Origin of the sequence: Sphingomicrobium aestuariivivum (genome assembly GCF_024721585.1) — a bacterium.
GTDB lineage: Bacteria > Pseudomonadota > Alphaproteobacteria > Sphingomonadales > Sphingomonadaceae > Sphingomicrobium > Sphingomicrobium aestuariivivum.
In genome coordinates this window covers 1,567,540-1,590,000 of sequence record NZ_CP102629.1, presented here as the reverse complement: position 1 = coordinate 1,590,000, position 22,461 = coordinate 1,567,540, and the positions used below count along the sequence as shown (strand labels likewise).

Annotated in this window: 28 protein-coding genes and 1 pseudogene; 8 read left to right on the top strand and 21 right to left on the bottom strand. The window is 66.9% G+C overall.

Annotated features, from left to right (window positions below; genetic code table 11):
• Positions 1 to 91: 91 nt before the first annotated feature.
• The gene (gene ppa / locus NUW81_RS08245; RefSeq protein ID WP_245112317.1) at positions 92 to 625 is read left to right on the top strand and encodes an inorganic diphosphatase; all 534 of its coding nucleotides are present in this window, start codon (positions 92 to 94) and stop codon (positions 623 to 625) included.
• Here the strand turns inward: ppa and NUW81_RS08240 are convergent.
• The 7 genes from NUW81_RS08240 to ispG all read right to left on the bottom strand — a co-directional run bounded on the left by NUW81_RS08240 (position 622) and on the right by ispG (position 7,588).
• Positions 622 to 3,270 carry a TonB-dependent receptor plug domain-containing protein gene (locus tag NUW81_RS08240; protein WP_245112316.1) on the bottom strand — a complete coding sequence of 883 codons (2,649 nt, stop codon included), beginning with the start codon at positions 3,268 to 3,270 and terminating at the stop codon, positions 622 to 624. The genes ppa and NUW81_RS08240 overlap by 4 nt on opposite strands.
• A gap of 121 nt (positions 3,271 to 3,391) precedes the next feature.
• Positions 3,392 to 4,288 (bottom strand): DMT family transporter, encoded by an 897-nt coding sequence (locus tag NUW81_RS08235; protein ID WP_245112313.1) that lies wholly within the window; start codon positions 4,286 to 4,288, stop codon positions 3,392 to 3,394.
• Positions 4,289 to 4,328: 40 nt separating this feature from the next.
• On the bottom strand, positions 4,329 to 4,841 hold the full coding sequence (locus tag NUW81_RS08230; protein WP_245112312.1) for a retropepsin-like aspartic protease family protein: 513 nt from the start codon (positions 4,839 to 4,841) through the stop codon (positions 4,329 to 4,331).
• Positions 4,842 to 4,889: 48 nt separating this feature from the next.
• Positions 4,890 to 5,096: a hypothetical protein gene (locus NUW81_RS08225; protein WP_245112311.1), complete on the bottom strand. Its 207-nt coding sequence runs from the start codon at positions 5,094 to 5,096 to the stop codon at positions 4,890 to 4,892.
• A gap of 67 nt (positions 5,097 to 5,163) precedes the next feature.
• Positions 5,164 to 6,075 (bottom strand): histone deacetylase family protein, encoded by a 912-nt coding sequence (locus NUW81_RS08220; protein ID WP_245112310.1) that lies wholly within the window; start codon positions 6,073 to 6,075, stop codon positions 5,164 to 5,166.
• Positions 6,076 to 6,078: 3 nt separating this feature from the next.
• Positions 6,079 to 6,447, bottom strand: coding sequence for a hypothetical protein (locus tag NUW81_RS08215; RefSeq protein ID WP_245112309.1), 369 nt, complete (start codon positions 6,445 to 6,447; stop codon positions 6,079 to 6,081).
• A 7-nt stretch (positions 6,448 to 6,454) separates the two neighbouring features.
• A complete protein-coding gene (gene ispG, locus NUW81_RS08210; RefSeq protein ID WP_245112308.1) occupies positions 6,455 to 7,588 on the bottom strand; it encodes a flavodoxin-dependent (E)-4-hydroxy-3-methylbut-2-enyl-diphosphate synthase in 1,134 nt (377 codons plus the stop codon).
• Positions 7,589 to 7,678: 90 nt separating this feature from the next.
• On the opposite strand from ispG, the gene NUW81_RS08205 reads away from it, so the two are divergent.
• From NUW81_RS08205 to NUW81_RS08195, 3 genes are read left to right on the top strand one after another with little or no spacing between them, the layout of a single operon-like run.
• Positions 7,679 to 8,344, top strand: a complete 666-nt coding sequence (locus NUW81_RS08205) for an SDR family oxidoreductase (protein ID WP_245112307.1) — start codon at positions 7,679 to 7,681, stop codon at positions 8,342 to 8,344.
• A gap of 29 nt (positions 8,345 to 8,373) precedes the next feature.
• Positions 8,374 to 9,408, top strand: coding sequence for an isoaspartyl peptidase/L-asparaginase family protein (locus NUW81_RS08200; RefSeq protein ID WP_245112305.1), 1,035 nt, complete (start codon positions 8,374 to 8,376; stop codon positions 9,406 to 9,408).
• Complete coding sequence (locus NUW81_RS08195) at positions 9,405 to 10,286, top strand: S1/P1 nuclease (RefSeq protein ID WP_245112302.1); 882 nt, start codon at positions 9,405 to 9,407, stop codon at positions 10,284 to 10,286. Before NUW81_RS08200 ends, NUW81_RS08195 begins: the two co-directional genes overlap by 4 nt.
• Here the strand turns inward: NUW81_RS08195 and NUW81_RS08190 are convergent.
• The 5 genes from NUW81_RS08190 to NUW81_RS08170 form a co-directional block, all read right to left on the bottom strand.
• On the bottom strand, positions 10,283 to 11,221 hold the full coding sequence (locus NUW81_RS08190; protein WP_245112300.1) for an alpha/beta fold hydrolase: 939 nt from the start codon (positions 11,219 to 11,221) through the stop codon (positions 10,283 to 10,285). The two genes, NUW81_RS08195 and NUW81_RS08190, sit on opposite strands and share 4 nt — an antisense overlap.
• 2 nt (positions 11,222 to 11,223) lie before the next feature.
• Positions 11,224 to 11,466, bottom strand: a complete 243-nt coding sequence (locus NUW81_RS08185) for a hypothetical protein (protein ID WP_245112298.1) — start codon at positions 11,464 to 11,466, stop codon at positions 11,224 to 11,226.
• A gap of 10 nt (positions 11,467 to 11,476) precedes the next feature.
• Positions 11,477 to 11,743, bottom strand: a complete 267-nt coding sequence (locus NUW81_RS08180; RefSeq protein WP_245112296.1) for a hypothetical protein — start codon at positions 11,741 to 11,743, stop codon at positions 11,477 to 11,479.
• A gap of 109 nt (positions 11,744 to 11,852) precedes the next feature.
• Positions 11,853 to 12,053, bottom strand: coding sequence for a type II toxin-antitoxin system antitoxin (locus NUW81_RS08175; RefSeq protein WP_245112294.1), 201 nt, complete (start codon positions 12,051 to 12,053; stop codon positions 11,853 to 11,855).
• Positions 12,054 to 12,076: 23 nt separating this feature from the next.
• Positions 12,077 to 12,979 (bottom strand): SPFH domain-containing protein, encoded by a 903-nt coding sequence (locus tag NUW81_RS08170; protein WP_260508489.1) that lies wholly within the window; start codon positions 12,977 to 12,979, stop codon positions 12,077 to 12,079.
• A 94-nt stretch (positions 12,980 to 13,073) separates the two neighbouring features.
• Here NUW81_RS08170 and NUW81_RS08165 point away from each other — a divergent pair, with 94 nt between their 5' ends.
• Positions 13,074 to 13,988 carry an isoaspartyl peptidase/L-asparaginase family protein gene (locus tag NUW81_RS08165; RefSeq protein WP_245112289.1) on the top strand — a complete coding sequence of 305 codons (915 nt, stop codon included), beginning with the start codon at positions 13,074 to 13,076 and terminating at the stop codon, positions 13,986 to 13,988.
• A 3-nt stretch (positions 13,989 to 13,991) separates the two neighbouring features.
• On the opposite strand, the gene NUW81_RS08160 is transcribed toward NUW81_RS08165, so the two are convergent.
• From NUW81_RS08160 to NUW81_RS08135, 6 genes are read right to left on the bottom strand one after another with little or no spacing between them, the layout of a single operon-like run.
• Positions 13,992 to 15,119 (bottom strand): GNAT family N-acetyltransferase, encoded by a 1,128-nt coding sequence (locus NUW81_RS08160; protein WP_245112288.1) that lies wholly within the window; start codon positions 15,117 to 15,119, stop codon positions 13,992 to 13,994.
• On the bottom strand, positions 15,100 to 15,822 hold the full coding sequence (locus tag NUW81_RS08155) for a glycerophosphodiester phosphodiesterase family protein (protein WP_260508488.1): 723 nt from the start codon (positions 15,820 to 15,822) through the stop codon (positions 15,100 to 15,102). Before NUW81_RS08155 ends, NUW81_RS08160 begins: the two co-directional genes overlap by 20 nt.
• Complete coding sequence (locus tag NUW81_RS08150; protein WP_245112286.1) at positions 15,797 to 16,258, bottom strand: RidA family protein; 462 nt, start codon at positions 16,256 to 16,258, stop codon at positions 15,797 to 15,799. Before NUW81_RS08150 ends, NUW81_RS08155 begins: the two co-directional genes overlap by 26 nt.
• A 32-nt stretch (positions 16,259 to 16,290) precedes the next feature.
• Positions 16,291 to 17,040 (bottom strand): SDR family NAD(P)-dependent oxidoreductase, encoded by a 750-nt coding sequence (locus tag NUW81_RS08145; RefSeq protein ID WP_245112274.1) that lies wholly within the window; start codon positions 17,038 to 17,040, stop codon positions 16,291 to 16,293.
• Entirely contained in the window at positions 17,037 to 17,675 is a 639-nt protein-coding gene (locus tag NUW81_RS08140; protein ID WP_245112273.1) for an HAD family hydrolase, read from the bottom strand. The genes NUW81_RS08145 and NUW81_RS08140 overlap by 4 nt, the downstream gene beginning before the upstream one ends.
• Complete coding sequence (locus tag NUW81_RS08135; protein WP_245112272.1) at positions 17,672 to 17,938, bottom strand: DUF3572 family protein; 267 nt, start codon at positions 17,936 to 17,938, stop codon at positions 17,672 to 17,674. The genes NUW81_RS08140 and NUW81_RS08135 overlap by 4 nt, the downstream gene beginning before the upstream one ends.
• Before the next feature lie 61 nt (positions 17,939 to 17,999).
• On the opposite strand from NUW81_RS08135, the pseudogene NUW81_RS08130 reads away from it, so the two are divergent.
• Positions 18,000 to 18,359: pseudogene (locus tag NUW81_RS08130) on the top strand (response regulator); the annotation flags it as partial.
• Between the two features lie 167 nt (positions 18,360 to 18,526).
• Here NUW81_RS08130 and rpmG read toward each other — a convergent pair.
• Positions 18,527 to 18,694: a 50S ribosomal protein L33 gene (rpmG, locus tag NUW81_RS08125; protein WP_245112271.1), complete on the bottom strand. Its 168-nt coding sequence runs from the start codon at positions 18,692 to 18,694 to the stop codon at positions 18,527 to 18,529.
• Between the two features lie 195 nt (positions 18,695 to 18,889).
• Between rpmG and NUW81_RS08120 the strand changes: the two genes are divergently transcribed.
• Positions 18,890 to 19,381 (top strand): Dps family protein, encoded by a 492-nt coding sequence (locus NUW81_RS08120; RefSeq protein ID WP_245112270.1) that lies wholly within the window; start codon positions 18,890 to 18,892, stop codon positions 19,379 to 19,381.
• Between the two features lie 33 nt (positions 19,382 to 19,414).
• Complete coding sequence (locus tag NUW81_RS08115) at positions 19,415 to 21,001, top strand: cisplatin damage response ATP-dependent DNA ligase (protein ID WP_245112267.1); 1,587 nt, start codon at positions 19,415 to 19,417, stop codon at positions 20,999 to 21,001.
• Between the two features lie 3 nt (positions 21,002 to 21,004).
• On the opposite strand, the gene NUW81_RS08110 is transcribed toward NUW81_RS08115, so the two are convergent.
• Entirely contained in the window at positions 21,005 to 21,319 is a 315-nt protein-coding gene (locus NUW81_RS08110; RefSeq protein WP_245112265.1) for a hypothetical protein, read from the bottom strand.
• A 190-nt stretch (positions 21,320 to 21,509) separates the two neighbouring features.
• The gene (locus tag NUW81_RS12030; protein WP_280638882.1) at positions 21,510 to 22,370 is read right to left on the bottom strand and encodes a cold-shock protein; all 861 of its coding nucleotides are present in this window, start codon (positions 22,368 to 22,370) and stop codon (positions 21,510 to 21,512) included.
• Between the last annotated feature and the right edge of the window lie 91 nt (positions 22,371 to 22,461).

The following is a 22,461-nucleotide window of genomic DNA, read 5'->3' as shown; positions in this document are numbered from 1 at the left end:
GCCGCTGGCGCTGCCCCTTTCCACCCGTTTTCGCGGGATGGGAACCGAAGCCCCTTGCGCCGCGCTTTCAAAGTCTTAAGGGAGCGCCACCATGAACCTCGACCTGATTCCCGTGGGCGACAACGCCCCGCACGAACTGAACGTCTTCATCGAAGTCCCGATCGGTGGCGAACCCGTCAAATACGAGTTCGACAAGAAGTCGGGCGCGATGTTCGTCGACCGCATCCTGCACACGCCGATGCGCTATCCCACCAACTACGGCTTCATCCCGCAGACGCTGTGCGACGATGGCGATCCGCTGGACTGCCTTGTCATGACGCGCTGGTCGCTGCTGCCGGGCACCGTCATCAAGGCGCGCCCCGTCGGCGTGCTCCACCTCGAGGACGAGGCCGGCGGCGATGAAAAGCTGCTCGCCGTACCGGTCACCAAGGTCTCGCCCTATTACAAGGACGTCGAGAATTACACCGACCTGCCGCCGATCGTGGTCGAGCAGATCAACCACTTCTTCACCCACTATAAGGATCTCGAGACCGAGAAGTGGGTACGCATCGGCCATTGGGGCGACCGCGACGATGCGATGCAGGTCGTGCGCGACTCGATCGAGCGCTGCAAGAACAAGGGCTAACTGCCCGCGCGGCGACGCTCCCGTTCCTCACGGATAAAGCGCCGCGGCACGAACAATTTGCGAAACTGGATGGCGAAGGTTCGCCCCTCGGGCACCAGCAATGACGGCTGGTAAGCGAGGGGCACTTCGCCATTTTCGTTGGTCACGCGCGGACGTTGGTCGAGGACATTGTCGATCGCGATTCGCACCGAGGTTCCGCGCAGCCACGGGTGCTTCGCCATGAGGTCGAGCCGCTCGGTGAGGTTGGCGTAGAGCCTGAGGTCGACCGTGCCATAGTCGTCGTAGCGCAGCTCGCCGATCCCGCTGTCGACGCGCGTGGCGCCATACCAGTCGACACTGACGCGCGCACCGAAGCCGTTGTTGAAGATGCCCAGGCGGCTCTCGACCTTGTGACGCGAGCGCCCGCCGAAGCGGCCGAGCGAGGCACCGTCGGTGAAATCGAGCACCGGCCCGCCCTCCACGATAGTGCGCTGGTCGGTGAAATTCACCTCATGCGTGATCGAGCCATAGAGGCGACCGCCGCGCGGACCCCGCGCGGAAGAAAAGCGCCCGAAACGGCCGCCACCGCGCCGCGCCTCGTGCTGCGGAGATTGCGCCTGTGCTGCTGGTTGCTGTCCCTCGCCTTGCGGCCGTTGCTGCGGCGGTGAGGGCGGCCCCTGCTCGCCTTCGGGACGCGGTGGTCCGGCACGCCCGGCCTGCCCGGCCTGCCCGCGCATGCCGCGGAAGCGCTCGCGAAAGCGGTTGATGGTCGCCTCGGACGGCGGCTTGGGCGCAAGGTTCTTGCGGAAGTTGAGGCCCCAGCGAAGCGCGTCGCGCCGCTCCTCGGCATAGTTGATCGGGGTGACATCGAGCGCCACCAGCCGCCCGTCCGCATCGCGCGTCACCCGCTCGGGGAAGGTCGCCTCGATCTCCGGCGTGAGCTCGGGGAAACCGCCGATCGGGTCGTCGATCCGCGTCGAGGTAAAATCGCCGCGCAGGCTCAATTGCCAGTCGTCACTGTCGATCGGCAGCTCGTAATTGGCGCCGAGCTTCCACACCGTGCGGCTGTCGGCCAGCAGCGCGGGATTGCCGCCAGTGGTCACCGCCGCGATCACCGTCTCGCCGGTGACGAGGTCGAGCACGCGCGCGGCAGGGTCGGTCACCTGCGGATCGCCCAATTGCGACAGGCCGGGCGCGCCTTCCTCGACGGTGAAGCTGGCGAGCAGGTCGAGCCGCCCCGTCGGCTCCCAGTTGAGCCCTGCCCCGTAAATCGTCAGCGTACCGAAATCGGAAAGGTCCTCCACCCCGCCGTTGATGTTGGCCGACAGGCTCCCGATGGCGCTGTCGTCGAGCAGCGGTACGTCGAGGCTGGCCGCCGCGAACAGACGGCGGCGGTCGAGGAAGACGTCCTCCGCCACGCCGTCCAGCAGGCTCGCCGAATCGATGGAGAGGTAGGTCGCGCCCGCGCGCAGGCTGGTCGTGACTGTACCGGCGGGCATCTTGAACAAGTCGCCGCTCAGGAGTCCGTCGACCCCCGTCGACAGGACCGTCGAGCGCGCACGGTCGCGCGGGCTCAGGGCGGCAAAGGCGAAGGCGCCGGTCGGATCCACCGCCGGATCAAGCGCATCGAGCCCGTCTTGGATCGCCGCCACGTCGGGACCGCGGTCGGTCAGCGTGCGCGTCTCGGTCACCTCGAGGTTGCCGGTCGTCGACCAGCGCCGGTCGCCTGGTGCCGAATTGACGACAAAGGCAAGCGCGCCCTCGCGGGTGCGCCGCTCGCGCTCCAGTGCGCCCAGCCCGCTGTCACGTACGAGGCTGTAGGCGGTGCCGTCGCCGAAGGGACTGCCGGCCGGCACGTCGATGGTGGCGATGGCGGGGCCGAGCAGCCCGCGCTGCTCGGCCTCGGAAAGCTCGACGTTGATCGTGCCCGTCGCCTCCCCGATCGGGCGCTTGATCACGCTCGACAGTTGGAGCTGCTCCTCGGAGGAAACGAGGCTGCGCAACGGGCGCGGATCGATGACGCCATCGGCGGTCTCGACCGGTTCGAGGACGATGTCGCGCTCATCCTCGGTCAGCAGCCCGTCGAACTCATAGTCGAAATTGAAGGTCGTGCGCTTGCCGGGCGAGAGCATCAGCCGGTCGACCTCCCATTCGCCGCCGAAGCGCCCGCCGGCGGTCGGGAAGCGCGCCTCGGTCTCGAGCGTCGTGGAGAAGAAATTCTCCCGCAGGACGAAGTTCACCACGCGCTGATCGGCGCGATAGCCATATTTGAGCGCGACTTCCTCGGGCAGGATATCGACCCGCTCGATCGCCTCGGCGGGCAGGTCGCGCAGCTCGCGAAACCCCGAGATGCGCCGGCCATCGACGAGCAGGATAGGACGCCCGCCGCCGCGCCCGCGGGTCGAACCCAGTTCGGGGGCCAGCGCCTCGAGCAGTTCGGACACGCTGGTCGCGCCGGTCGAGCGGATGTCGCGCGCATCGAGGGTAATGACGGGATCGACGTCGCCGATCACCGATCCGCGCGGACGCGTGCCGGTAACGATGATGCTGTCGCCCTCGACACCGAAATCCTCGACGGGAACGGGCTGTTCCCGCGGGGTTTCGGGCGCCTCCTGTGGCGCGGCCTGCAGGAGCGCGAGCCCGAGCGCGATCTGACTGGCCACCATCGACGAACACTCCCGCTACTTGCCGTGCCGTCCCGGCTTAGGCGGGGCGAGCGGCGATGCAATTGCCTCTTGGTAACAAATGGTCGCGCGATCCGTGCCTTGGGGAAAAAGGCGGTAGTGTTCAGGGCGCGGCTTCGAGCGTCGGCCCTGGCTCGGGCGCGCGGCGCGCGGCGATCCAGCTGCCGGCGACGATAAACAGCGCGCCGATCACCGTCCAGCCGCTCGGCACTTCGCCGAAGACAAGGAAGCCGAACAGCGCGCCCCACAAGAAGCCCGCATATTCGGTCGTCGACAGATAGCTCGCCTCGGCCCGCGCATAGGCCCAGGCCAGCCCCATCATGCCGCAGATGGCAAGCCCCGTCGCCAGCAGCATCGCCACCGGCTCGGAGGCGGGCAGCGGCGGCGCGCCGACGACCAGCGCGACGAGCCAGAATCCGAGCCCCGATACCGCGAAATAGAAGAAGGTGATCTCGACCGGCCCTGCATGCTGGCTCTGCTGGCGCATCAGGACGATGTTGACGCCGTAGAGGAGCGCCGAGACGAGGATCGATATGCTGCCGACCAGCGCCTCGCGCCCGAGATCGGCCTGCGCCTGCCCGAGGAAGATCACGACGACGCCGCCGAAGGCGAGCAGCGAGCCGGTGACGATCCGCCGCCCGACCTCTTCCTTGAGGAACGCGCGGGCGAGCCAGAGCGCGAGGAGCGGCGCGACGAAGGCGAGCGCGATCGCCTGTGCCATCGGCACATGAGTAAGGCCGTAAAAGAAGGCGAAGCTCATCGGCACCATCATCGCGCCGCGCATCAGGTGGAAGCGCATGACGCGGCGCGAGGGCACCGCCTTGCGGAAGAGGAAATAGGGGATGGCGAGCAGCGGCGCGGCGATCACCGTGCGCCACGCCAGCGCCGCATAGGCGCCATAGGCAAGGCTCACCGTCTTCATCGCCGCGTCCATCGCCGACAGGAAGCCGATCGCCAGCACGGCACCAAGGAAAGCGGTGAGGGAATGGCGCTGGCTCATGCCCCGCCCTTGCCCGAGCTTGGCGCTGCCGCCAAGCGTCCTAGTGGAGCATCATCCGGTCGCCCTGCATCTCGATCCGTCCCGCGCGCGACAGGAAGGACTGGCCGAGCAGCGAGAGATGCGCGCCCTCGACGACGATGCCCTCGACATTATCGACGCGCCTGCCGCCGACGCTGATCCAGCGGAGCGTGACGAACTGGCCGCGCACGTCACCCGACACCTGTCGCCCGACGACGCGATAGGAGGAGGGATCGAGCCGGATGCCGACGCGGCGCGCATCCTCCTCGGTCAGCACCACGCCGGTGGCGCCCGTGTCGACGAGGAAGCGGACATGGCCATATTCGACCTCGGCGTCGGTCCAGAAGTGGCCGCCCGGCCCGCGCTCGAAGGACACCGCTCCATAGACGTTCGCCGCCGGCGTTGGAGCGGGCGGCGCGGCTTGCGGTTCGACCATGACGGTTTCGGCCTCGCCCGACGCCTCGAGTCCCTCGTCCGGCATGACAAAGGCCACGCCGAGGGCGAGCAGGATGACAGTGAAGGCAAAAACGCGCATGCACGCGGGTCTAGCGTGTAATGGTAAATATTATGGGCTGGCGCGGTGTCAGCGCATGTCGGCGACGAGTTCGTTTACCGTAAGACGGTCGATCCAGGCATCGCCGATCTTCAGGTTCCTGATCGCCAAACGACCGATGGCGACGGCGCCGATCGCCAGCGCTCCCACTGCGGTAGCGCCGATAGCGAAGGCGCGCAGCAACTCGTAGCGGTGGCGGGCCGCGATTTCGCGATCATGTCGGGCAAGGTCAGCCATCAGCATTCTCCTCTGCCCCCCGGCGTGGACAGCGGCACCATAGCAAATTTGCTTCGCCGCGTCTCGTTCAAGCCATTGCGAAGACGCGGTTTTCGTCGGCCATCGCGAGCATGGAGGCGGCATGGCGGGCGGCGACCTCGCGCTGGTCGGCACCATAGCCGCCGCCGAGTGCGCTCGCCACGGGCACGCCCCGCGCCCGCGCCATGCGCACCACCATGCGGTCGCGCGCCTCCAGCCCCGCATGGCTGAGCGAGAGCCGTCCGAGCTTGTCGCCTTTATGCGGGTCGACGCCGGCCTGATAGAGCAGGACGTCGGGGCGGACATGGTCGAGCAGGCGCGGCAGTTCGCGCTCGATCACGTCCAGATAGGCCGCATCGCCGGTCCCGTCGGGCAGCCCGATGTCGACGTCGGAAGCCGCCTTGCGGACGGGAAAGTTCTTCTCGGCATGGACCGAGAAGGTGAAGATGTCGCCGCGCCCGGCCGTGAGGCTCGCGGTGCCGTCGCCCTGATGAACGTCGAGGTCGACGACCAGCACCTGCCCCACGCTTCCTTCCGCCAGCAGACGGTTGGCGGCAACCGCGAGATCGTTGAAGACGCAATAGCCCGCGCCGCTGTCATAGCGTGCATGGTGGCTCCCCGCCGCGCTGTTGGCGGCATAGCCATGATCCATCGCCAGATGCGCGGCGAGCCAAGTGCCCCCGTTGGTGTGGCGCACGCGGTCGCGGATTCGCGCGGTGACCGGAAAGCCGATGCGCCGCTCCTTGTCGGGCGGCACCCGCGCCTCGAATACTTCGGCGACATAGTCGGGATCATGCACCGCCTCGAGCCACCGTCTCGGCATGGGCGGCGGGGCATGTTCGGTGATGGCGGCGCCGCTCTCCCGCAGTGCTTCCATCACGAGCATGTACTTGTCGAACTTGAAGCTGCCCCGCGTCGGCTGCGGCGCCATGTAATCGGCGTGATGGACGACGTGGAGCATGGCTTAACGCGGCGGGGCGCCGATCCAGCGCGACCTGCCGCCGAGCAGCGCCACGAACAGTTTCTTCGCCTGCACCGCGAGCACGATGCCGACAATCGGGCTGAGGAGGAACAGCGGCGCCGCGATATGCATGTCGCCCGCCATCATCAGCGGCGTGGCCACGATCATGCCGGCCAGCCCGCCTGTCATGAAGATCGTCATGAGCGCCAGAATGGCGAGCAGCCGCCAGCCGCCCATCGCCTTGCCGGGCTCGCGCGCGCCCCCGAAGCGCACATCGATGATCGCCAGCAGGAGGACACCCGCCGCCCACAGCGCGGGCAACACCCACCAATGCGCCTCGATGACGTCAAAGGGGACGGGCTGCCCGCTCACTCCCCGCTCAACCGTGGCCGGCGGGCACGAAGGCCTCGGCCTCGCCCGCCTCGATCTTTGCGGCCTTTTCCTCTACGAGGCGGACGATGTGATCGACCATGCTCTCGTCCTGGATGTGATGATCCTTGACGCCCGAGAGATAGACCATGTGGCTGCCGTTGCCGCCGCCGGTCACCCCGATGTCGGTCTCGCGCGCTTCGCCCGGACCATTGACCACACAGCCGAGGACCGAAAGGCTCATCGGCGTCTTGATATGCTGGAGACGCTCCTCGAGCGTCTGCACGGTGCGGATGACGTCGAAGCCCTGCCGCGCACAGCTCGGGCAGGAGACGACGCGCACGCCGCGCGAGCGCAGGCCAAGCGATTTCAGGATCTCGTAGCCGACGCGCACTTCATCCTCGGGCTCAGCCGAGAGCGAGACGCGGATGGTATCGCCGATGCCCGCCCACAGGAGCGAACCGATGCCGAGCGCGGACTTCACCGTCCCGCCGATCAATCCGCCCGCCTCGGTGATGCCAAGGTGCAGCGGGCAGTCGACCTGCGCCGCCAGCTCGCCATAGGCGGCCACCGCGAGCATCAGGTCGGATGCCTTCACCGCAACCTTATATTCGTGGAAATCATGGTCCTGCAGGATCTTGATGTGATCCATCGCGCTTTCGACCAGCGCGTCGGGACAGGGCTCGCCATATTTTTCGAGGAGATGCTTCTCGAGGCTGCCCGCATTGACCCCGATGCGGATCGCGCAGCCATTGGCCTTGGCGGCGCGGATGACTTCCTTCACCCGCTCGTCACTGCCGATGTTGCCGGGGTTGATGCGCAGGCAGGCCGCGCCCGCATCGGCGGCCTCGAGCGCGCGCTTGTAGTGGAAATGGATGTCCGCGACGATCGGCACGTTCGCCGCCTTCACGATCTCGGGCATGGCCGCGGTGCTGTCGGTGTCGGGGCAGGAGACGCGGATGATGTCGACGCCGGCTTCCTCGCAGCGACGAATCTGGTCGATCGTCGCCTTGGCATCGGAGGTTGGCGTATTGGTCATCGTCTGCACCGAAATCGGCGCATCCCCGCCAACGGGGACATTGCCGACCATGATCTGGCGGGACTGACGGCGCTCGATCGTGCGCCACGGACGGATCTCGGACATGAAGGCGATATAGACGCGGTTGATGACGAACCCAAGGCGGGCCTTCGTTCATTGAGGCTGAAAGCGCAATTTTCCCGAAGGAGATCCCTCATGCCCACCGTCCTCATCACCGGTGCGAGCCGCGGCATCGGCCGCGAGATGGCCGAGCAATATGCCAATGACGGCTGGGACGTCATCGCCACCGCGCGGTCGCAAGGTGACATCAGCGAGCTCGGCGGCATCGACAATGTCCGTGCCCACCGGCTCGACGTGCTCGACCCCAACGAGATCGACCGCTTCATGGGCGAGATCGGCGACGAGGCGGTCGACGTCTTCATCAACAATGCCGGCATCTACGGCCCGCGCGAGCCCGAGCGCGAGGGCTGGCTCGAGCTGATGGAAGTGAATGTCATCGCCCCCACCCTGCTGGCCCAGCGCCTGCGCCCCAATGTCGCCGGGTCGGACCAGAAGAAGATGGTCGTCCTCACCTCGAAGATGGGCTCGATCGCCGACAATTCGTCGGGCGGCTCGATCCCCTATCGCTCGTCGAAGGCGGCGGTGAACGCGGCATGGAAGAGCCTCGCCCATGATTTCCGCGACGACGGCATCGCCATCGGCATGCTGCATCCCGGCTGGGTCGAGACCGACATGGGCGGCCCCAATGCGCTCATTGACACGAAGACGAGTGTCGAGGGCTTGAGACAGCGGATCGAGGAAACGGGCCTCGACAATTCGGGGCGCTTCGTGGCCTATGACGGGCAGGATATTCCCTGGTAGCCCCGCTACCGCTTCAAGGAGCCCGCCTCATGTCGATCCTTCTCGCACTCGGCCTCGCCGCCGCCCAACCCGCCGACCAGCCGCAATGGAGCATCGTCATCCATGGCGGCGCGGGCACCATCCTGCGCGAGAATATGACCGCCGAGAAGGACGCCGAAATCCGCGCCGCGCTCGATGCCGCGCTCGCGGCGGGTGAAGAGGTGCTGGCGGCGGGCGGCTCGTCGATGGACGCGGTGACGGCGGCGATCACGCTCCTCGAGGACGATCCCAATTTCAACGCGGGACGCGGCGCGGTCTTCACCTGGGAGGGCACCAACAGCCTCGATGCCTCGATCATGCGCGGCGACACGCTCGAGGCGGGCGCGGTCGCCGGCCTGTCGACCACCCGCCACCCCATCCTCGCCGCGCGCGAGGTGATGGAGGACAGCCCGCATGTCCTCCTGTCGGGCGAAGGCGCCGACCGCTTCGCGACCGAGCGCGGTATCGAGCAGGTCGATCCCTCCTATTTTTTCACGCAGGAGCGCCACGACGCCCTCATCCGCTACAAGGCGCGAGTGGAGGCCGAGGAGCAGGTCTCGCAGCTCGAGGTCGATCATAAATTCGGCACCGTCGGTGCCGTCGCGATGGACACGAACGGGGTCTATGCGGCGGGCACGTCCACCGGCGGCATGACCGGCAAGCGCTGGGGCCGCATCGGCGATTCGCCGATCATCGGCGCGGGCACCTATGCCAATGCGGGTTGCGGCGTCTCGGCCACCGGCACGGGGGAGTATTTCATCCGTCTCGCGGTTGCCTACAACATCTGCAATTTCATCTCGGGCCTGTCGGGCAACGAGCAGATCGGCGATGCGGCGAAGGTGCGGGGTGGCATCTGGGAGAGCTTCACGCGCCGCTTTGCCGACCGCGCCATCACCGAGGTCGGCGAGCTTGGCGGCTCGGGCGGCGTCATCGTGCTCGGTCCCGAAGGCACGCCGGTCTTTGCCTTCGACACGCCGGGCATGTACCGGGGCTACGCACGCTCCAACGGCGACCGCGTCGTCGCCATCTACAAGGACGAAGAATGATCCGTTTCCTCGCCGCGATGGTCGCGGCCGCCACGATGTTCATTGCCAGCCCCGCCGCCGCTTACTGGGAATATGGCCACGGCCTCATCGCGCGCATAGCGATGAACGAGGTGCAGCCCGAAACCCGCGCCGCGATCCGCGCGCTGCTGGCGCAGGGCGATCTTATCGAGACGCCCGAATGCTCGGTCGCGACGGTCGAGGACGCCAGCATCTGGGCCGACTGCATCAAGCCGATGGGCGACCGCTACGCCTACGCCTTTCCGTGGCACTACCAGAACGTCAACATCTGCAAGCCGTTCGACCTCGGCCCCGCTTGCGAAGGCGGCAATTGCGTCGCCGCGCAGGTCGAGCGCAACGCGCGCCTGCTCGCCGACGCCAGCCTGCCGACCAGCGTGCGTGTCGAGGCGCTTGCCTTCCTCCTTCACTTCGTCGGCGACCTCCACCAGCCGATGCATGCCGGTGACATGGCCGACCGCGGCGGCAATGGCGTCGCCGCGCTCTACGGCGTCATCGACGAGACCAACCTCCATGCGATCTGGGACGGCTATCTCGCCGAACGCGCCTTCACCACCCCGCCCGGCGGGCCCGACGGCGTGGTCACCGGCTACAGCCGCAGCCAGCTCGATGAATTCAAGCAGGGCGACGTCGTCGACTGGAGCCGCGAGATGTGGGGCGTGTCGAAGGACTATGCCTATCCGCTGCTGCTCGACACCGACCCCTGCGATGCCGAGGTCGAACGCCCCGTGCTCAGCGCGAGCGATATCGAGACGCTCGTCCCCGTGATGCGCGACAGCGCGGTCAAGGGCGGCATGCGGCTCGCGCGCCTGCTCGACGACGCGCTGATCGAGGGCAAGGCTCCCCGCTTCCGCCGCTTCTAGCGTTCGGCGAGGATGAAGTCGGCGATCGCTTCGGCGATCCGCGGGTCGATGACCCGCTCGGAATCCATATAGGCGAGTTGGTTGTCGGACAGGTTGCCCGGCTCGACCGGCTTGAGCACGTGATTGACCGCGTCGAAGTCGATGCGGGTGGCATCGGGCCGGGCCGCGGCGAGCGCGTCGGCATCGGCGGCGAGCACCTGCAGGTCTTCCTCAAGATGGACAATCAGCATCGGCTTGGAGGTCTTCGCTGCCAGTGCGGCCGGATCACTGCGAACGAGATCGCCGAGATAGTCGATGATAACGGGATTGAAGAGCGCCGCCACCTGCGGCGGCAGTCCGCTCGGATCGGGCGTCTCGCCCGCTTCGAGCGCGGCGACGACTTTATCGAGTTCGACTTTCTGCTCGTCGGAAAGCGCGCGGCCGAGCTGTTCGCGCAACAGCACGCCCGCCGGCCGCCCCATCGAGGCGAGCAAGATGGTACCGCAGATATTTTCCGCATCCTGTGCGGTGGACAATGCGACCAAGCCGCCCTCGCTATGCCCCATCAGCCAGGCGCAGGGCTTGTCGCGCTCGACGAGGAGGTCGACGAACTGCCGCGCATCGCCGGCATAATCGGCGATCGTCACCTTGTTCGCGTCCGCGATGGCTCCTGCCGAAGCGAACATGCCGCGCTTGTCGGCCCGCAGCATGCCAACCCCACGCGCCGCCAACTGCTCTGCGAGCTGGGCGTAGATCTTCCCGCCACCGCCGAGCATCGGGTTCTCGCCGTCGCGGGTCGTCGGCCCCGAGCCCGGGATGAGGATGACGACGGGCGCGTCGGGAGCGGGATCGCTGAGGAGCGCCGACAAGGCTCCCTCGGGGCCGGGCACGGTCACTTCCTCGAAGATCACTGGTTCGCTCGCCGCGAGCATGGCGGCCACCGTCAGTCCCAGCATCGTCATTCTCCTTGTCGTCCACGCCACTTCCAGCCGCCGCGCGTCTTGGCGCGGGCGACGAGGATGAAGGCCACGAGCGGCGGCAGGATCAGCGCCACCGCCAGCGGCTCATTGTCGTGAAATTGCCAGGCGATCAGCGCCACGATGGCGGCGAGCACGGCCATCGCCGCCCAGCCCTTCCAATTGTGCGGAAATCCCGTGCCGTACCCGGGCCGCGAGGGGTTGAACCAGCTCTTGTCGGTCATCGCTTCACTCCTACCAAGTGCCGCCGTCGCGGTCCTTGCCCATGCGCCATTTCCAGCCCCCCGTGGTGGTGCGCTTGGCAACCAGCAGGAAAATGGAAGTGAGGAAGATCATCACGCCGACGAAGGCCAGCATGCTGAGGGGTGCCAGAAGGAGGGAGGCGGCGAGCGCACCGCCAACGAACAGCGCCGTGACCAGCCAACCCTGCCAGCTGCGCGGCAGGCCCGCGCCATAGCCATAACGTTTGGCGTAGAACCAACCGTTCGAACCATCTTCCATCAGCGGCCTCCCACCAGCAGGGTGATGCCCGCGACAAGGAAGACGATCGCGGCCACCCAGGCGGCGATCCGCACCGCCAGCGGCGCGTCCTTCAACATCAGTCCCAGCATCATTCGCTCTCCTTCTTGGGCGGGCGGCCCCGCTTCACCGTCTTGGGCGGATCGAGATTGATCCCGCGGCTCTTCAGGGCCTCGCGCAGCAGGATCTCGATCTCGGCATTGGCCGAGCGCAGCTCGATGCCGGCGAGCATCTCGATCTTCTCGTAGAGCGCGGGATCGAGCCGCAGGGGAAAGGCTTTGCGCTTGGCCATCGGTCAGCGTCGGGCGGGCGCCCCTAGTAGAGGCTGCCCGCGTTGACGACCGGCTGGGTGTCGCGCTCGCCGCACAGGACGACCATGAGATTCGACACCATCGCCGCGCGGCGCTCGTCGTCGAGTTCGACGACATCGCGCTTGGACAGGTCGGCGAGCGCCTGCTCGACCATCCCGACGGCGCCTTCGACGAGCGTCTGGCGCGCCGCGACGACGGCCTGAGCCTGCTGGCGTCGCAGCATGGCGCTCGCGATTTCCTGCGCATAGGCAAGATGGGTGAAGCCACATTCGTCGACGGTGATGCCGGCGACCTTGAGACGCTCGCGCACTTCCCTGAGGAGCTCCACGCCGACCTCCTCGAGGTGACCGCGCAGCGTGATGTCCTGATGTTCGAAATCGTCATAGGGGTGACGCGACGCCACCGTGCGGATCGCGACCTCGACCTGGACGCGGACGAATTCCTTGTAATCGTCGACGTCGAACACGGCCTGCGCGGTATCGACCACGCGCCACACGACCTGCGCGGCCATCTCGATCGGGTTGCCGCGGCTGTCGTTGACCTTGATCCGGTCGGAGATGAAGTTGTTGGCGCGGACCGACACCTTGTGCTTGCCGAGCCACGGCAGCACCCAGCGCAGGCCGTCGGTGCGGTCGGTGCCCTTGTAGGTGCCGAACAGCGTGATCACCGCCGCCTGGTTGGGCTGCAGCATGTAGAAGCCGACCGAGAAGAAGGTGAAGACCAGCGGCCAGAAGATGATGCCGCCGATGGTCATCCAATTATGGTTGTCGGCAATCAGCTGGCTGATGGTCCAGACCATCGCCGCGCCGGCCGCCAGCAGCACCAGCAGCATCGGATAGCCCGACATGGTGGAAGCGGCATGCTCGTCGCTTGCGCGCAGACGACCCTCTTCGATCGCGTTCATCATTCTCTCCTTTTAATTGATATCACTTTTATATCAGAGCGGGTCGATTCGCAAGCGAAACTGGAAAGCGAGGCGCGCAGCGGCTAGGGCGGGCACCATGTGGAAGCTCATGATTCACGGCGGTGCGGGCTCGATGCGGCCCGGCCATCTCGACGCCGAACAGGAACGCGCCGCGCGCGCCGGTCTCGCCGATGCGCTCGAGGCAGGTGCCGCGATCCTCGCCGACGGCGGCAGCGCGGTCGACGCGGTCGAGGCCGCCGCCCGCGTGCTCGAGGAGGATCCCGCCTTCAACGCCGGCCGCGGCAGCGTGCTCGCCGCCGATGGCCATGTCGAATGCGACGCCGCGATCATGGACGGCAACGGCCGCCATGCAGGCGCGGTCGCGGGGCTGCGCTCCACCCGCGCCCCCATCTCGGCGGCGCGCAAGGTGATGGAAGACAGCCCCCACGTCCTCATTTCCAAGGGCGGCGCCGACGAATTCGCCCGAGAGGCGGGGCTCGAACAGGTCGCCAACAGCTGGTTTGTCACCTCCGAGCGGCGGCGCCAGCTCGACGAGCTACTCGCCAAGGGTCACGACGCCTTCGATGCCGAGATCAAGTACGGGACCATCGGCGCGGTGGCGGTCGACGCGAACGGCCATGTCGCCGCCGCCACCTCGACCGGCGGGCTGACCGCCAAGCGCTGGGGCCGCATCGGCGATTCGCCGCTGATCGGCGCGGGCACCTATGCCGACGACCGCGCCGCCGCCGTCTCGGCCACGGGGCTCGGCGAAATCTTCATCCGCACCGCCGCCGCGCACGAAATCTGCGCGCGGATGCGGTTTTGCGGCCATGACCTCCAGAAAGCGCTCGACGAGGTCCTCGAGGAGATCGGCGACATGGGCGGCACCGGCGGCATTATCGCCGTTTCGCCCGAGGGCGATGCGGCATGGAGCTTCACCACGCCCGGCATGTATCGCGGCCTCGCCAGCCATGACGGCAGCCGCGAAGTCGCCGTCTTCGGCGAGGAATAGGGTTCAGCCCTTACGGAAGGGCAGCGCGTCCGCCGCCCATTCCATCTCTTGCGCGACCGCGACCTTCTCGCGTTCGAGAAAGTCGGCGACGGCGGCGCGGAAGCCCGCGTCGGGCAGGAAATGCGCGCTATACGTCCGCACCGGTTCGTAGCCGCGCATCAGCTTGTGTTCGCCCTGCGCACCCGCCTGGACGACCTTCAGCCCATGCGTGATGGCCCATTCGATCGCGCGATAGTAGCTCAGCTCGAAATGGAGACCCGGACGGTCCACCACCGTCCCCCAATATCGACCGTAGAGCGTGTCCTCCCCGACAAGGTTGAGTGCGCCCGCGACCGGCTCGCCCCCTTCGCGCGCGAGGAAGAGGAGCAGCGCATCGCCGAGCGCCTCCACCATGCCGTCGAAGAAGGCGCGGGTGAGATAGGGAAAGCCCCATTTTCGGCTCCCCGTGTCCTGGTAGAAGCGCCACATCGCCTCGACGGCGTCCGGCCCGATCTCGCGGCCTCTCAGGATCTCGACCTCGAGCCCCTCGACGCTGCGCGCCCGCTCCTTGCGGATATTCTTCCGACGCCCGCTCGATAGCGAGCCGAGAAAGTCGTCGAAGCTGGCATAACTGCGGTTGAACCAGTGAAACTGGACGCCTTCGCGGACCAGCCAGCCCCGCGCCTCGAAGGCGGCAAGGTCGCCCTCCTCGATGAAGGTGGCGTGGGCGCCCGACAGGCCGTTCTGCACCGCCACCGTCTCGAGCCCCGCGATCAGTGCGGCGCGATCGCCGAGCAGGCGCGGCCCCGGGCAAGGCGTGAACGGCACGGAAAGCTGGAGCTTGGGATAATAGTCGCCGCCTGCACGCTCATAGGCCTCGGCCCAGGCGTGATCGAAAACATATTCGCCCTGGCTGTGTGCCTTGAGATAGGCGGGCGCCACGCCGACGACCTCCCCGCCCCGATCGACCAGCACGTGGAGCGGCGACCAGCCCGTCCCCTCGCCAACGCTGCCCGAGGCCTCGAGCAATGAAAGGAAGGCATGGCTGACGAAAGGATCACTCCCCCCCGCGAGCGCATCCCATTGCGCGGGCGCGACACTGTCGATGGCGGGCAGCAGCCGCGCGGAAAGTTCAGGGGCGGGGGTGTCCATCGCCCTCCCAGATGGGGGCGTCGGCATATCGTGCAACCTTTGCCGCGTCCGCCGCCGTCCGCGCGGTCCAGCTGTAGACCGGCATCTCGTCGCGCGCCGACTGGACCCAGCCGCGTCCGATGATTGCCACCTTCACGGCGAGGAAATGCGGCTGTGCGCGCTGGCGCTTGTCCCAGCGCCGCATCGCGATGTCGCGGTCGGACAGGACGAGCCCGCGCCGCACCTCTGGGGCGGTGGTGCGCACGAAGCGCATGGCGCGCGCCGAAAAGCTCATCAGCGCGACGGGCCCATCATAGCCATGGAGGTCACGCAGCGCGGCGGCGGCGATACGCTCGCCGTTGCGATGCTCTTCCTTCAGCTCGAGGAGCAGCGGCACCCGCCCGTCCACGAGCTCGAGCAGCTGCGCGAGGCTCGGGACTTTCTCGGCAGTGCCGTTGATCGACCAGCCGCCGATGCTCGCCGCATCATGATGCGCGACGCGTTCCTCGTGGCCGCACAGGCGGCGCCCGTCGCGGTCGTGGAAGACCATCGCGCTATTACAGCCCGACAGCTGGAGATCGCATTCGATCCCGCAGCCCCGCTCGATGGCCGCGCGAAAGGCCGCCATCGAATTTTCGGGTGCGGAATCGTCGTGAAGACCGCGGTGGGCAAATCCACCGGGCCCGGGATCGAGCGGATCAGTCGCGGATCTTGACGATCGCATCGACCTCGACCGCAACGCCGAGGGGAAGCGTGTTCACGCCGACCGCCGAGCGGGCGTGGCGTCCGGCCTCGCCAAACACTTCCTGCATGAGGTCGGAGGCGCCGTTGACGACCTTGGGCTGGTCGGTGAAGTCGGCCGCCGAATTGACGAATCCGCCGAGCTTCACAACCTTCTCGACGCGGTCGAGCGAGCCGAGCGCCTTCTTCATCTGAGCGAGCAGCATGATCCCGCAGCGACGCGCCGCCGCGATACCGCTTTCGAGATCATAATCCTCGCCCAGCGTACCGACGATCAGCGAGCCGTCCTCGCGCATCGAGATCTGCCCCGAGATGTGGAGGAAGCCACCGGCTTCGACCGCGGGGAGATAGGAGGCCACCGGAGCGGCGGGTTCGGGCAGTTCAATGCCCAGCTCTTGGAGTTTGGCTTCGATCGACATGGCCCAGCCCCTGCCTCCTCCGTAGTAAAGCGTCAAGTATCGCGGTGAACGCTGAAGCCCGCGAAGCTCTGGTTGGTCGGCATCACCTCGAGGCGGTTGATGTTCACATTGGCAGGCAGCATCGCGCACCAGCGCACCGCCTCGGCGATGTCATCGGCGGTCAGCGGGTCCATGTCGGCATAGAGCTTGTCGGAGGCCTCATGGTCACCGCCGTTGCGCACCAGCGTGAACTCGGTCTCGACCATGCCGGGCTCGATCGAGGTGACGCGCACCCCCGTGCCCGAAAGGTCCGAGCGCAACGACAGGCCGAACTGGGTGAGAAAGGCCTTGGTCGCGCCATAGACCGCGCCGCCGCGATAGGGGTAGCTGCCCGCCACGCTCGACAGGTTGATGATACTGCCCTTGCGCTCGATCAGGCTCGGCAGCAGCGCCCGGGTCAGCGCGACCAGTCCGTCCATGTTGGTGTGCATGGCGTTGAGCTGAGCCGACAGGTCGGCATCCTGGAAATCGTCCATTGGCGGCGCGAGGCCGGCATTGTTGAGGAGGAGGTCGACCCCCTGCCACTCTTCGGGAAGCTGGCGCACGATGCGCTGCAGGTCCTCGAGGTCGCGCATATCACCCGTGATGGGAAGGAAGCCCTCGCCGAGCTCGTCTGCTAGCGCTTCGAGCCGGTCCTTGCGGCGGCCCAGCCCGATGATCCGCCAGCCCTCGCCCGCCAGCGCCCGCGCACTTGCCGCGCCGATGCCCGAGGTCGCCCCGGTGATGAAGGCGATGCGGCTCATGAGCGTCCCCATTGTTCGAGAATCCATTGCGTCGCCAATGCCCAGTCGTCGATCCGTGCATGGGCATGGTGCGACGCCGGGATGGCGGGGGCGAGGCGGGGTTCGGCGACCATGTGCAGCCGCCGCACGCCCGGCGCATGCTTCTTCACAGAGCGGTGCTGCGAATGGAGGTCGTCGACAAAGACGGCAGCGCTCGGATGGTGGCGCTGGAGCAGCTTGAGCACGGGGCGCCCTTTGCCACCGCGATTGGTCACCACCTCGTGATCGAGCCCGAAGCCGCGCAGTTGCTCGACGCGAAAGCCATGCGCCTCGTGACCGATATTGGTGAGGATGACGATGTCGCCATGCTCGCCCAGCGTCTCGAGGGCTTCCCTTGCGCCGGGCACCAGCGTCTGGCGGTGCATCTCGCGGCGGAAGAATTTCTCGAGGAGCGGCCAGACCTCCTCCTCGGGCACCGTATGACCGCCATCGCGATAGGTCAGCCCGTCGGCAAATTCGCCGCTTTCGAGGTCGAAGTGGATATTCTCCGATTCATCGAGCCACGCCTCGAAATGCGCCACCATGTGCAGCAGCACCTCGTCGCAGTCGCAGATGAGAAGCGGGCGCCCGCGGCGCCGGGTCTGGAGATCGATCATCGTTCGAGAAACGCCCGGCTGGCGACAAGTTCCTCGGGCTTCACCCCGATTTCGCCCGCCACGTCGAGGAGATCGGGCTCGTGCGCCTCGAGGAAGGCGAGCGTCGCGGCAAGCATCGCCGGATCGGCAGCACCGGCGCGCAGGGCCTCGACCGACAGGCCGGTGGTGGCCAACAGCCGGTCGGCGCGGCGCTGCTCTCCGAGTGTCGCGGCGAGGGCCTTGAGGCCCAGGATATGCGGGTCGTTTGGTTTTTCGGGCATCATCGCCTATTGCCGCCTGAGAAGTGGTCGCAAAGTCGCGTCTGAAGTCGCGTCAGAAGGGTTCATGATGGCAAGGATCATGATTGTCGAGGACAATGCCCTCAACATCAAGCTGTTCTGCGATCTTCTCAATGCGCACGGGCATGACACGCGCGGCGTGACCGACAGCCGCGAGGCGATGGACACCGCGCGCGAGCTCAAGCCCGACCTTGTCATCACCGATATCCAGCTGCCGCATGTCGACGGCATGGAGCTGATGCGCCGGCTGCGCGCCGACGAGGAGTTGTGCTGCGTACCGATCATGGCAGTCACGGCCTATGCCGGCGAGGGCGATGACGACCGCATCCGCGAGGCGGGCGCGCAGGCCTATGTCTCCAAGCCGATCTCGGTCGCGCGCTTCGCCGAGGCGGTCGAGGATTTGCTCGCCAAGGGCCCCGTGAAGTCGGCCTGCGAGGAGCGCGAATCGGACGGCGTGGAAGGCGCCGCGCAAGCACAGGAAAACGGGGCCGCAAGCGACCCCGTTCCGCCCGCTGCCGACAGTGCCGGCGCGTGAAGTAGCGATTCGCTGCCCGCGCGGGACAGCGAAAGCGACTACTTGATCTTGGCTTCCTTGAACTCGACGTGCTTGCGCACGATCGGGTCATACTTACGGAAGCTCATCTTTTCGGTGATATTCCGCGGATTCTTCTTGGTGACGTAGAAGAAGCCCGTGTCGGCAGTGCTGACGAGCTTGATCTTGACGGTTGCCGGCTTGGCCATGGTCTATCCCGCTAGAAAAACAGTGAAAAAAGAAAGGCGGCGCTTTCGGCCGCCCCGGATCGAGCGCGTCTTTGTCGCATTGTCGCGATTCTGTCAAGTGAGCGGACCGATCCCTGTGACCGAGAAACTCCCTAGAACCCGTGCCCCGTGCCGTTCGTTGGACAGGCAAGACAAGCGAATCGAACGGAGACAAGCATGACTACCGCCAAGCTGGCCACCCCGACCGACCTCAAGTCCAACAAGATCGACGATGTCGCGACCGGCCTCAACCGCGTGCTCGCCGACAGCTACGCGCTCTATCTCAAGACCAAGAATTTCCACTGGCACGTCTCGGGCCCGCATTTTCGCGACTATCACCTGATGTTCGACGAGCAGGCCTCCGCCATCCTCGGCACGACCGATGCCATCGCCGAGCGGGTACGCAAGACGGGCGGCACCACGTTGCGCTCGATAGGCGATGTCGGCCGTCACCAGACGCTCGAAGACAATGACGAGGAGTTCGTCGCCCCCGCCGACATGCTCAAGGAACTGCGCGACGACAATCTTGCGCTGGTCGCGACGCTGCGCGAGCTGAAGGACGTCGCCGACGAGGCCAAGGACAATGCCACCAGCGCCATCGTCGACGAATGGACCGACGCCGCTGAAGAGCGCGCCTGGTTCCTCTTCGAGGCGGCCCAGAAGGGTTAGGAGCGAAACTGCCGGCTGGGCGGTTGAGCAACCATGCGTCCCTTTTCGCAACTGCTCGACGACCTCACCTACACGCGCAGCCGCAATGCCAAGCTGCGCCGGATCGGTGACTATCTCAAGAGCCAGCCCGATCCCGATCGCGGGCTGGCGCTCGCCGCGCTCACCGACACGCTCGACATCCCGCATGTAAAGCCCGCCGCCATCCGCGCTCTGGCCGAGGAGCGGATCGACCCCATCCTCTACAAGATGAGCCGCGACTATGTCGGCGATTCGGCGGAGACCATCTCGCTCCTCTGGGACCAGGCCGCCGACGGGCGCCCGATGATCGATGATGGCACCCTCCGCCTTTCCGACGCGGTCGCTCAGCTGACCGCCGCGAAGAAGGCCGACGCCCCCGCCCTCCTCGCCGAGATGCTCGACCATCTCGATCCTTCGGGCCGCTATGCGCTGATCAAGCTGGCGAGCGGCGGCTTGCGGGTCGGCGTCTCCGCGCGCCTCGCCAAGGTCGCCTTCGCCCAAGCCTTCGACCTCGATGTCGATGCGGTCGAAGAGGTGTGGCACGCCTATGCCCCGCCCTTCACGGAGCTGTTCGACTGGGCCGAGGGACGCAGCGAGGCGCCCGACGTCGCCGACCTGCCCGTCTTCCGCCCCTTCATGCTCGCCCATCCGCTCGAGGATGACGAGAAGGTCGACCTCGCCGACTATGCCGCCGAGTGGAAATGGGACGGGATCCGCGTCCAGCTGGTGCGCGCCTCGGGTGAGACCCGCCTTTACAGCCGCACGGGGGACGATATCGGCGCGAGCTTCCCCGATGTCTGCGCCGCCTTCGAGGAGGAAGGGGTGGTCGACGGCGAATTGCTCGTGCGCGGCGCTGCGCAGGGCGGCGAGGCGGGCAGCTTCAACGCGCTCCAGCAACGGCTCGGGCGCAAGACCGTCAGCACGAAGATGCTGAAGGAAGCCCCCGCCTTCGTCCGGCTCTACGACATCCTCATCCACGGCCGCGAGGACGTGCGCCAGATGGGCTGGAGCGAACGGCGCACGCGCCTCGAGTCTTTCCTGCCGCGGCTCGACCCCGACCGCTTCGACCTTTCCGAGATTGTCGAGGCGCGGTCCTTCGACCATCTCCAAGCCCTGCGCGAGGAAGCCCGCGATTCGGGCGTCGAGGGGCTCATGCTCAAACGGCGTGATTCGCCCTATGTCGCGGGTCGAAAGGTCGGGCTGTGGTACAAATGGAAGCGCGATCCGCTGACCGCCGACTGTGTCATGATGTATGCCCAGCGCGGCAGCGGGAAACGCTCGAGCTTCTTTTCGGACTATACCTTCGGCTGCTGGACCGAGGACGGGCAATTGCTCCCCGTGGGCAAGGCCTATTTCGGCTTCACCGACGAGGAGCTGAAATGGCTCGACAAGTTCGTCCGGCAGAACACGGTCAATCGCTTCGGCCCGGTCCGCGAGGTGGAGAAGAGCCTCGTCCTCGAGGTCGCCTTCGATTCGATCCATACCAGCGCGCGGCACAAGTCGGGCCTCGCCATGCGCTTTCCGCGCATCGCCCGCATCCGCGACGACAAGCCCGCCCATGAAGCCGACACTATCGCCGGCCTCATGAAGCTGGTGACCTGAGCCCTAGCTTTCGAGCGCCTGCAGCTTGGCATTGGCGGCATCGATGCGGCCCGAGCAATGCTGGAGCACGGCGTTGACGTCCGCCCCTTCGAGCTTGGCCATCGCCCGCTCGCCCGCCGCTTTCAGCGCCGCGCCGCTCGTGCCGCGCGCGTCGATCCGGCCAAGGAAGAAGGTCGACATCGGCACCAGCTGCGCCCGGTCGACGCCTTCCTGCTGCGAGACGAAGGACAGTGCCGAGACGCACTGCAGGTCATATTCGAGGCTCGAGGTGTCGGTGATGGGGGCGCCCTGCAGCGCCAGCGCCATGAGCGTCAGCATAAGTCATTCTCCAATCGGGGGATTTTCCTGTCACGCGCGAGGGTCGGCGGTCGGCCGCATGCATTCAACCACTTTTCCACCAACGTCCGCTGCCCCGTGTCGCAGCCACGGTGGCCCGAGAGGCGCGCAACGAAAAAGGGCCGCTCCCCGAAGGCAGCGACCCCTTGTTCGTCGATGGTGAAGAAGCGGCCTAGCTGGCCGGCTTCAGGTTCACCGCCGCGGTCTTGCCGCGACGATCGACCTCGAGGTCGAATTCGAAGCGGTCGCCTTCGTTGACCGACTGCAGGCCGGCGCGCTCGACCGCACTGATGTGCACGAACGCATCGGGCTGGCCGTCATCGCGCTGGATGAAGCCGAAGCCCTTCATGGCGTTGAAGAACTTGACCGTACCGGTCGCGCTCTCGCCGGTCAGCTCGCGGGTGTTGCCACCGGCTGCTGCGCCGCCGCCACGTTCGACCGCCATCGGTTCGCCCTCGATCTCGAGGTTGGTCGCCGAAATGCGCCCGCCGCGATCGACCAGCGTGAAGTTGAGCGGCTGGCCGTCGGCGAGGTCGCTGAGACCGGCCTGTTCGACCGCGCTGATGTGCACGAAGACATCTTCGCCGCCATCGTCACGGACGATGAAGCCGAAGCCCTTCTGCGGGTTGAAGAATTTGACGACGCCCTTGCCTTCGCCGACGACCTGCGGAGGCATCCCGCCACCGCCGCCGCCACGGAAGCCGCCGCCACCGCCGCCGCCGCCGCGATAGCCACCGCCACCGCCGCCGCCGCCGTAACCGCCGCGATCACCGCCACGGTCGCCGCCGTAGCCGCCACCGCCGCCACCGCCGCCACCGCCGCCGTAACCGCCACGGTCTCCACCGTAGCCGCCACCGCCGCCACCGCCGCGATAACCACCGCCGCCACCGCCACCGCGGTAGCCGCCACCACCACCGCTACGGTCGTCGAAACCGCCGCGATCCTGGTAATTGTCCTCGCCGAAGAAACCGCCTTCGCGCTTGTCACGACCGCGTCCACCGCGATCACCCTTGCGCCCTCTATCGTAACCCATGCCCGTCCAGACTTTATATTCCGTCCCGGAAACAAGTGAGACAAATGGGGGCTTACCGGGACACTCCCCCCATCCTAGACCGAATCCGGGG

What these genes read in the sequence shown, in the direction of transcription:
- ppa (WP_245112317.1), top strand. Translation starts at nt 92, where the DNA reads ATGAACCTCGACCTGATTCCCGTGGGCGACAACGCCCCGCACGAACTG.
- NUW81_RS08240 (WP_245112316.1), bottom strand. Translation starts at nt 3,270, where the DNA reads ATGGTGGCCAGTCAGATCGCGCTCGGGCTCGCGCTCCTGCAGGCCGCG.
- NUW81_RS08235 (WP_245112313.1), bottom strand. Translation starts at nt 4,288, where the DNA reads ATGAGCCAGCGCCATTCCCTCACCGCTTTCCTTGGTGCCGTGCTGGCG.
- NUW81_RS08230 (WP_245112312.1), bottom strand. Translation starts at nt 4,841, where the DNA reads ATGCGCGTTTTTGCCTTCACTGTCATCCTGCTCGCCCTCGGCGTGGCC.
- NUW81_RS08225 (WP_245112311.1), bottom strand. Translation starts at nt 5,096, where the DNA reads ATGGCTGACCTTGCCCGACATGATCGCGAAATCGCGGCCCGCCACCGC.
- NUW81_RS08220 (WP_245112310.1), bottom strand. Translation starts at nt 6,075, where the DNA reads ATGCTCCACGTCGTCCATCACGCCGATTACATGGCGCCGCAGCCGACG.
- ispG (WP_245112308.1), bottom strand. Translation starts at nt 7,588, where the DNA reads ATGTCCGAGATCCGTCCGTGGCGCACGATCGAGCGCCGTCAGTCCCGC.
- NUW81_RS08205 (WP_245112307.1), top strand. Translation starts at nt 7,679, where the DNA reads ATGCCCACCGTCCTCATCACCGGTGCGAGCCGCGGCATCGGCCGCGAG.
- NUW81_RS08200 (WP_245112305.1), top strand. Translation starts at nt 8,374, where the DNA reads ATGTCGATCCTTCTCGCACTCGGCCTCGCCGCCGCCCAACCCGCCGAC.
- NUW81_RS08195 (WP_245112302.1), top strand. Translation starts at nt 9,405, where the DNA reads ATGATCCGTTTCCTCGCCGCGATGGTCGCGGCCGCCACGATGTTCATT.
- NUW81_RS08190 (WP_245112300.1), bottom strand. Translation starts at nt 11,221, where the DNA reads ATGCTGGGACTGACGGTGGCCGCCATGCTCGCGGCGAGCGAACCAGTG.
- NUW81_RS08185 (WP_245112298.1), bottom strand. Translation starts at nt 11,466, where the DNA reads ATGACCGACAAGAGCTGGTTCAACCCCTCGCGGCCCGGGTACGGCACG.
- NUW81_RS08180 (WP_245112296.1), bottom strand. Translation starts at nt 11,743, where the DNA reads ATGGAAGATGGTTCGAACGGTTGGTTCTACGCCAAACGTTATGGCTAT.
- NUW81_RS08175 (WP_245112294.1), bottom strand. Translation starts at nt 12,053, where the DNA reads ATGGCCAAGCGCAAAGCCTTTCCCCTGCGGCTCGATCCCGCGCTCTAC.
- NUW81_RS08170 (WP_260508489.1), bottom strand. Translation starts at nt 12,979, where the DNA reads ATGATGAACGCGATCGAAGAGGGTCGTCTGCGCGCAAGCGACGAGCAT.
- NUW81_RS08165 (WP_245112289.1), top strand. Translation starts at nt 13,074, where the DNA reads ATGTGGAAGCTCATGATTCACGGCGGTGCGGGCTCGATGCGGCCCGGC.
- NUW81_RS08160 (WP_245112288.1), bottom strand. Translation starts at nt 15,119, where the DNA reads ATGGACACCCCCGCCCCTGAACTTTCCGCGCGGCTGCTGCCCGCCATC.
- NUW81_RS08155 (WP_260508488.1), bottom strand. Translation starts at nt 15,822, where the DNA reads ATGCGATCGTCAAGATCCGCGACTGATCCGCTCGATCCCGGGCCCGGT.
- NUW81_RS08150 (WP_245112286.1), bottom strand. Translation starts at nt 16,258, where the DNA reads ATGTCGATCGAAGCCAAACTCCAAGAGCTGGGCATTGAACTGCCCGAA.
- NUW81_RS08145 (WP_245112274.1), bottom strand. Translation starts at nt 17,040, where the DNA reads ATGAGCCGCATCGCCTTCATCACCGGGGCGACCTCGGGCATCGGCGCG.
- NUW81_RS08140 (WP_245112273.1), bottom strand. Translation starts at nt 17,675, where the DNA reads ATGATCGATCTCCAGACCCGGCGCCGCGGGCGCCCGCTTCTCATCTGC.
- NUW81_RS08135 (WP_245112272.1), bottom strand. Translation starts at nt 17,938, where the DNA reads ATGATGCCCGAAAAACCAAACGACCCGCATATCCTGGGCCTCAAGGCC.
- rpmG (WP_245112271.1), bottom strand. Translation starts at nt 18,694, where the DNA reads ATGGCCAAGCCGGCAACCGTCAAGATCAAGCTCGTCAGCACTGCCGAC.
- NUW81_RS08120 (WP_245112270.1), top strand. Translation starts at nt 18,890, where the DNA reads ATGACTACCGCCAAGCTGGCCACCCCGACCGACCTCAAGTCCAACAAG.
- NUW81_RS08115 (WP_245112267.1), top strand. Translation starts at nt 19,415, where the DNA reads ATGCGTCCCTTTTCGCAACTGCTCGACGACCTCACCTACACGCGCAGC.
- NUW81_RS08110 (WP_245112265.1), bottom strand. Translation starts at nt 21,319, where the DNA reads ATGCTGACGCTCATGGCGCTGGCGCTGCAGGGCGCCCCCATCACCGAC.
- NUW81_RS12030 (WP_280638882.1), bottom strand. Translation starts at nt 22,370, where the DNA reads ATGGGTTACGATAGAGGGCGCAAGGGTGATCGCGGTGGACGCGGTCGT.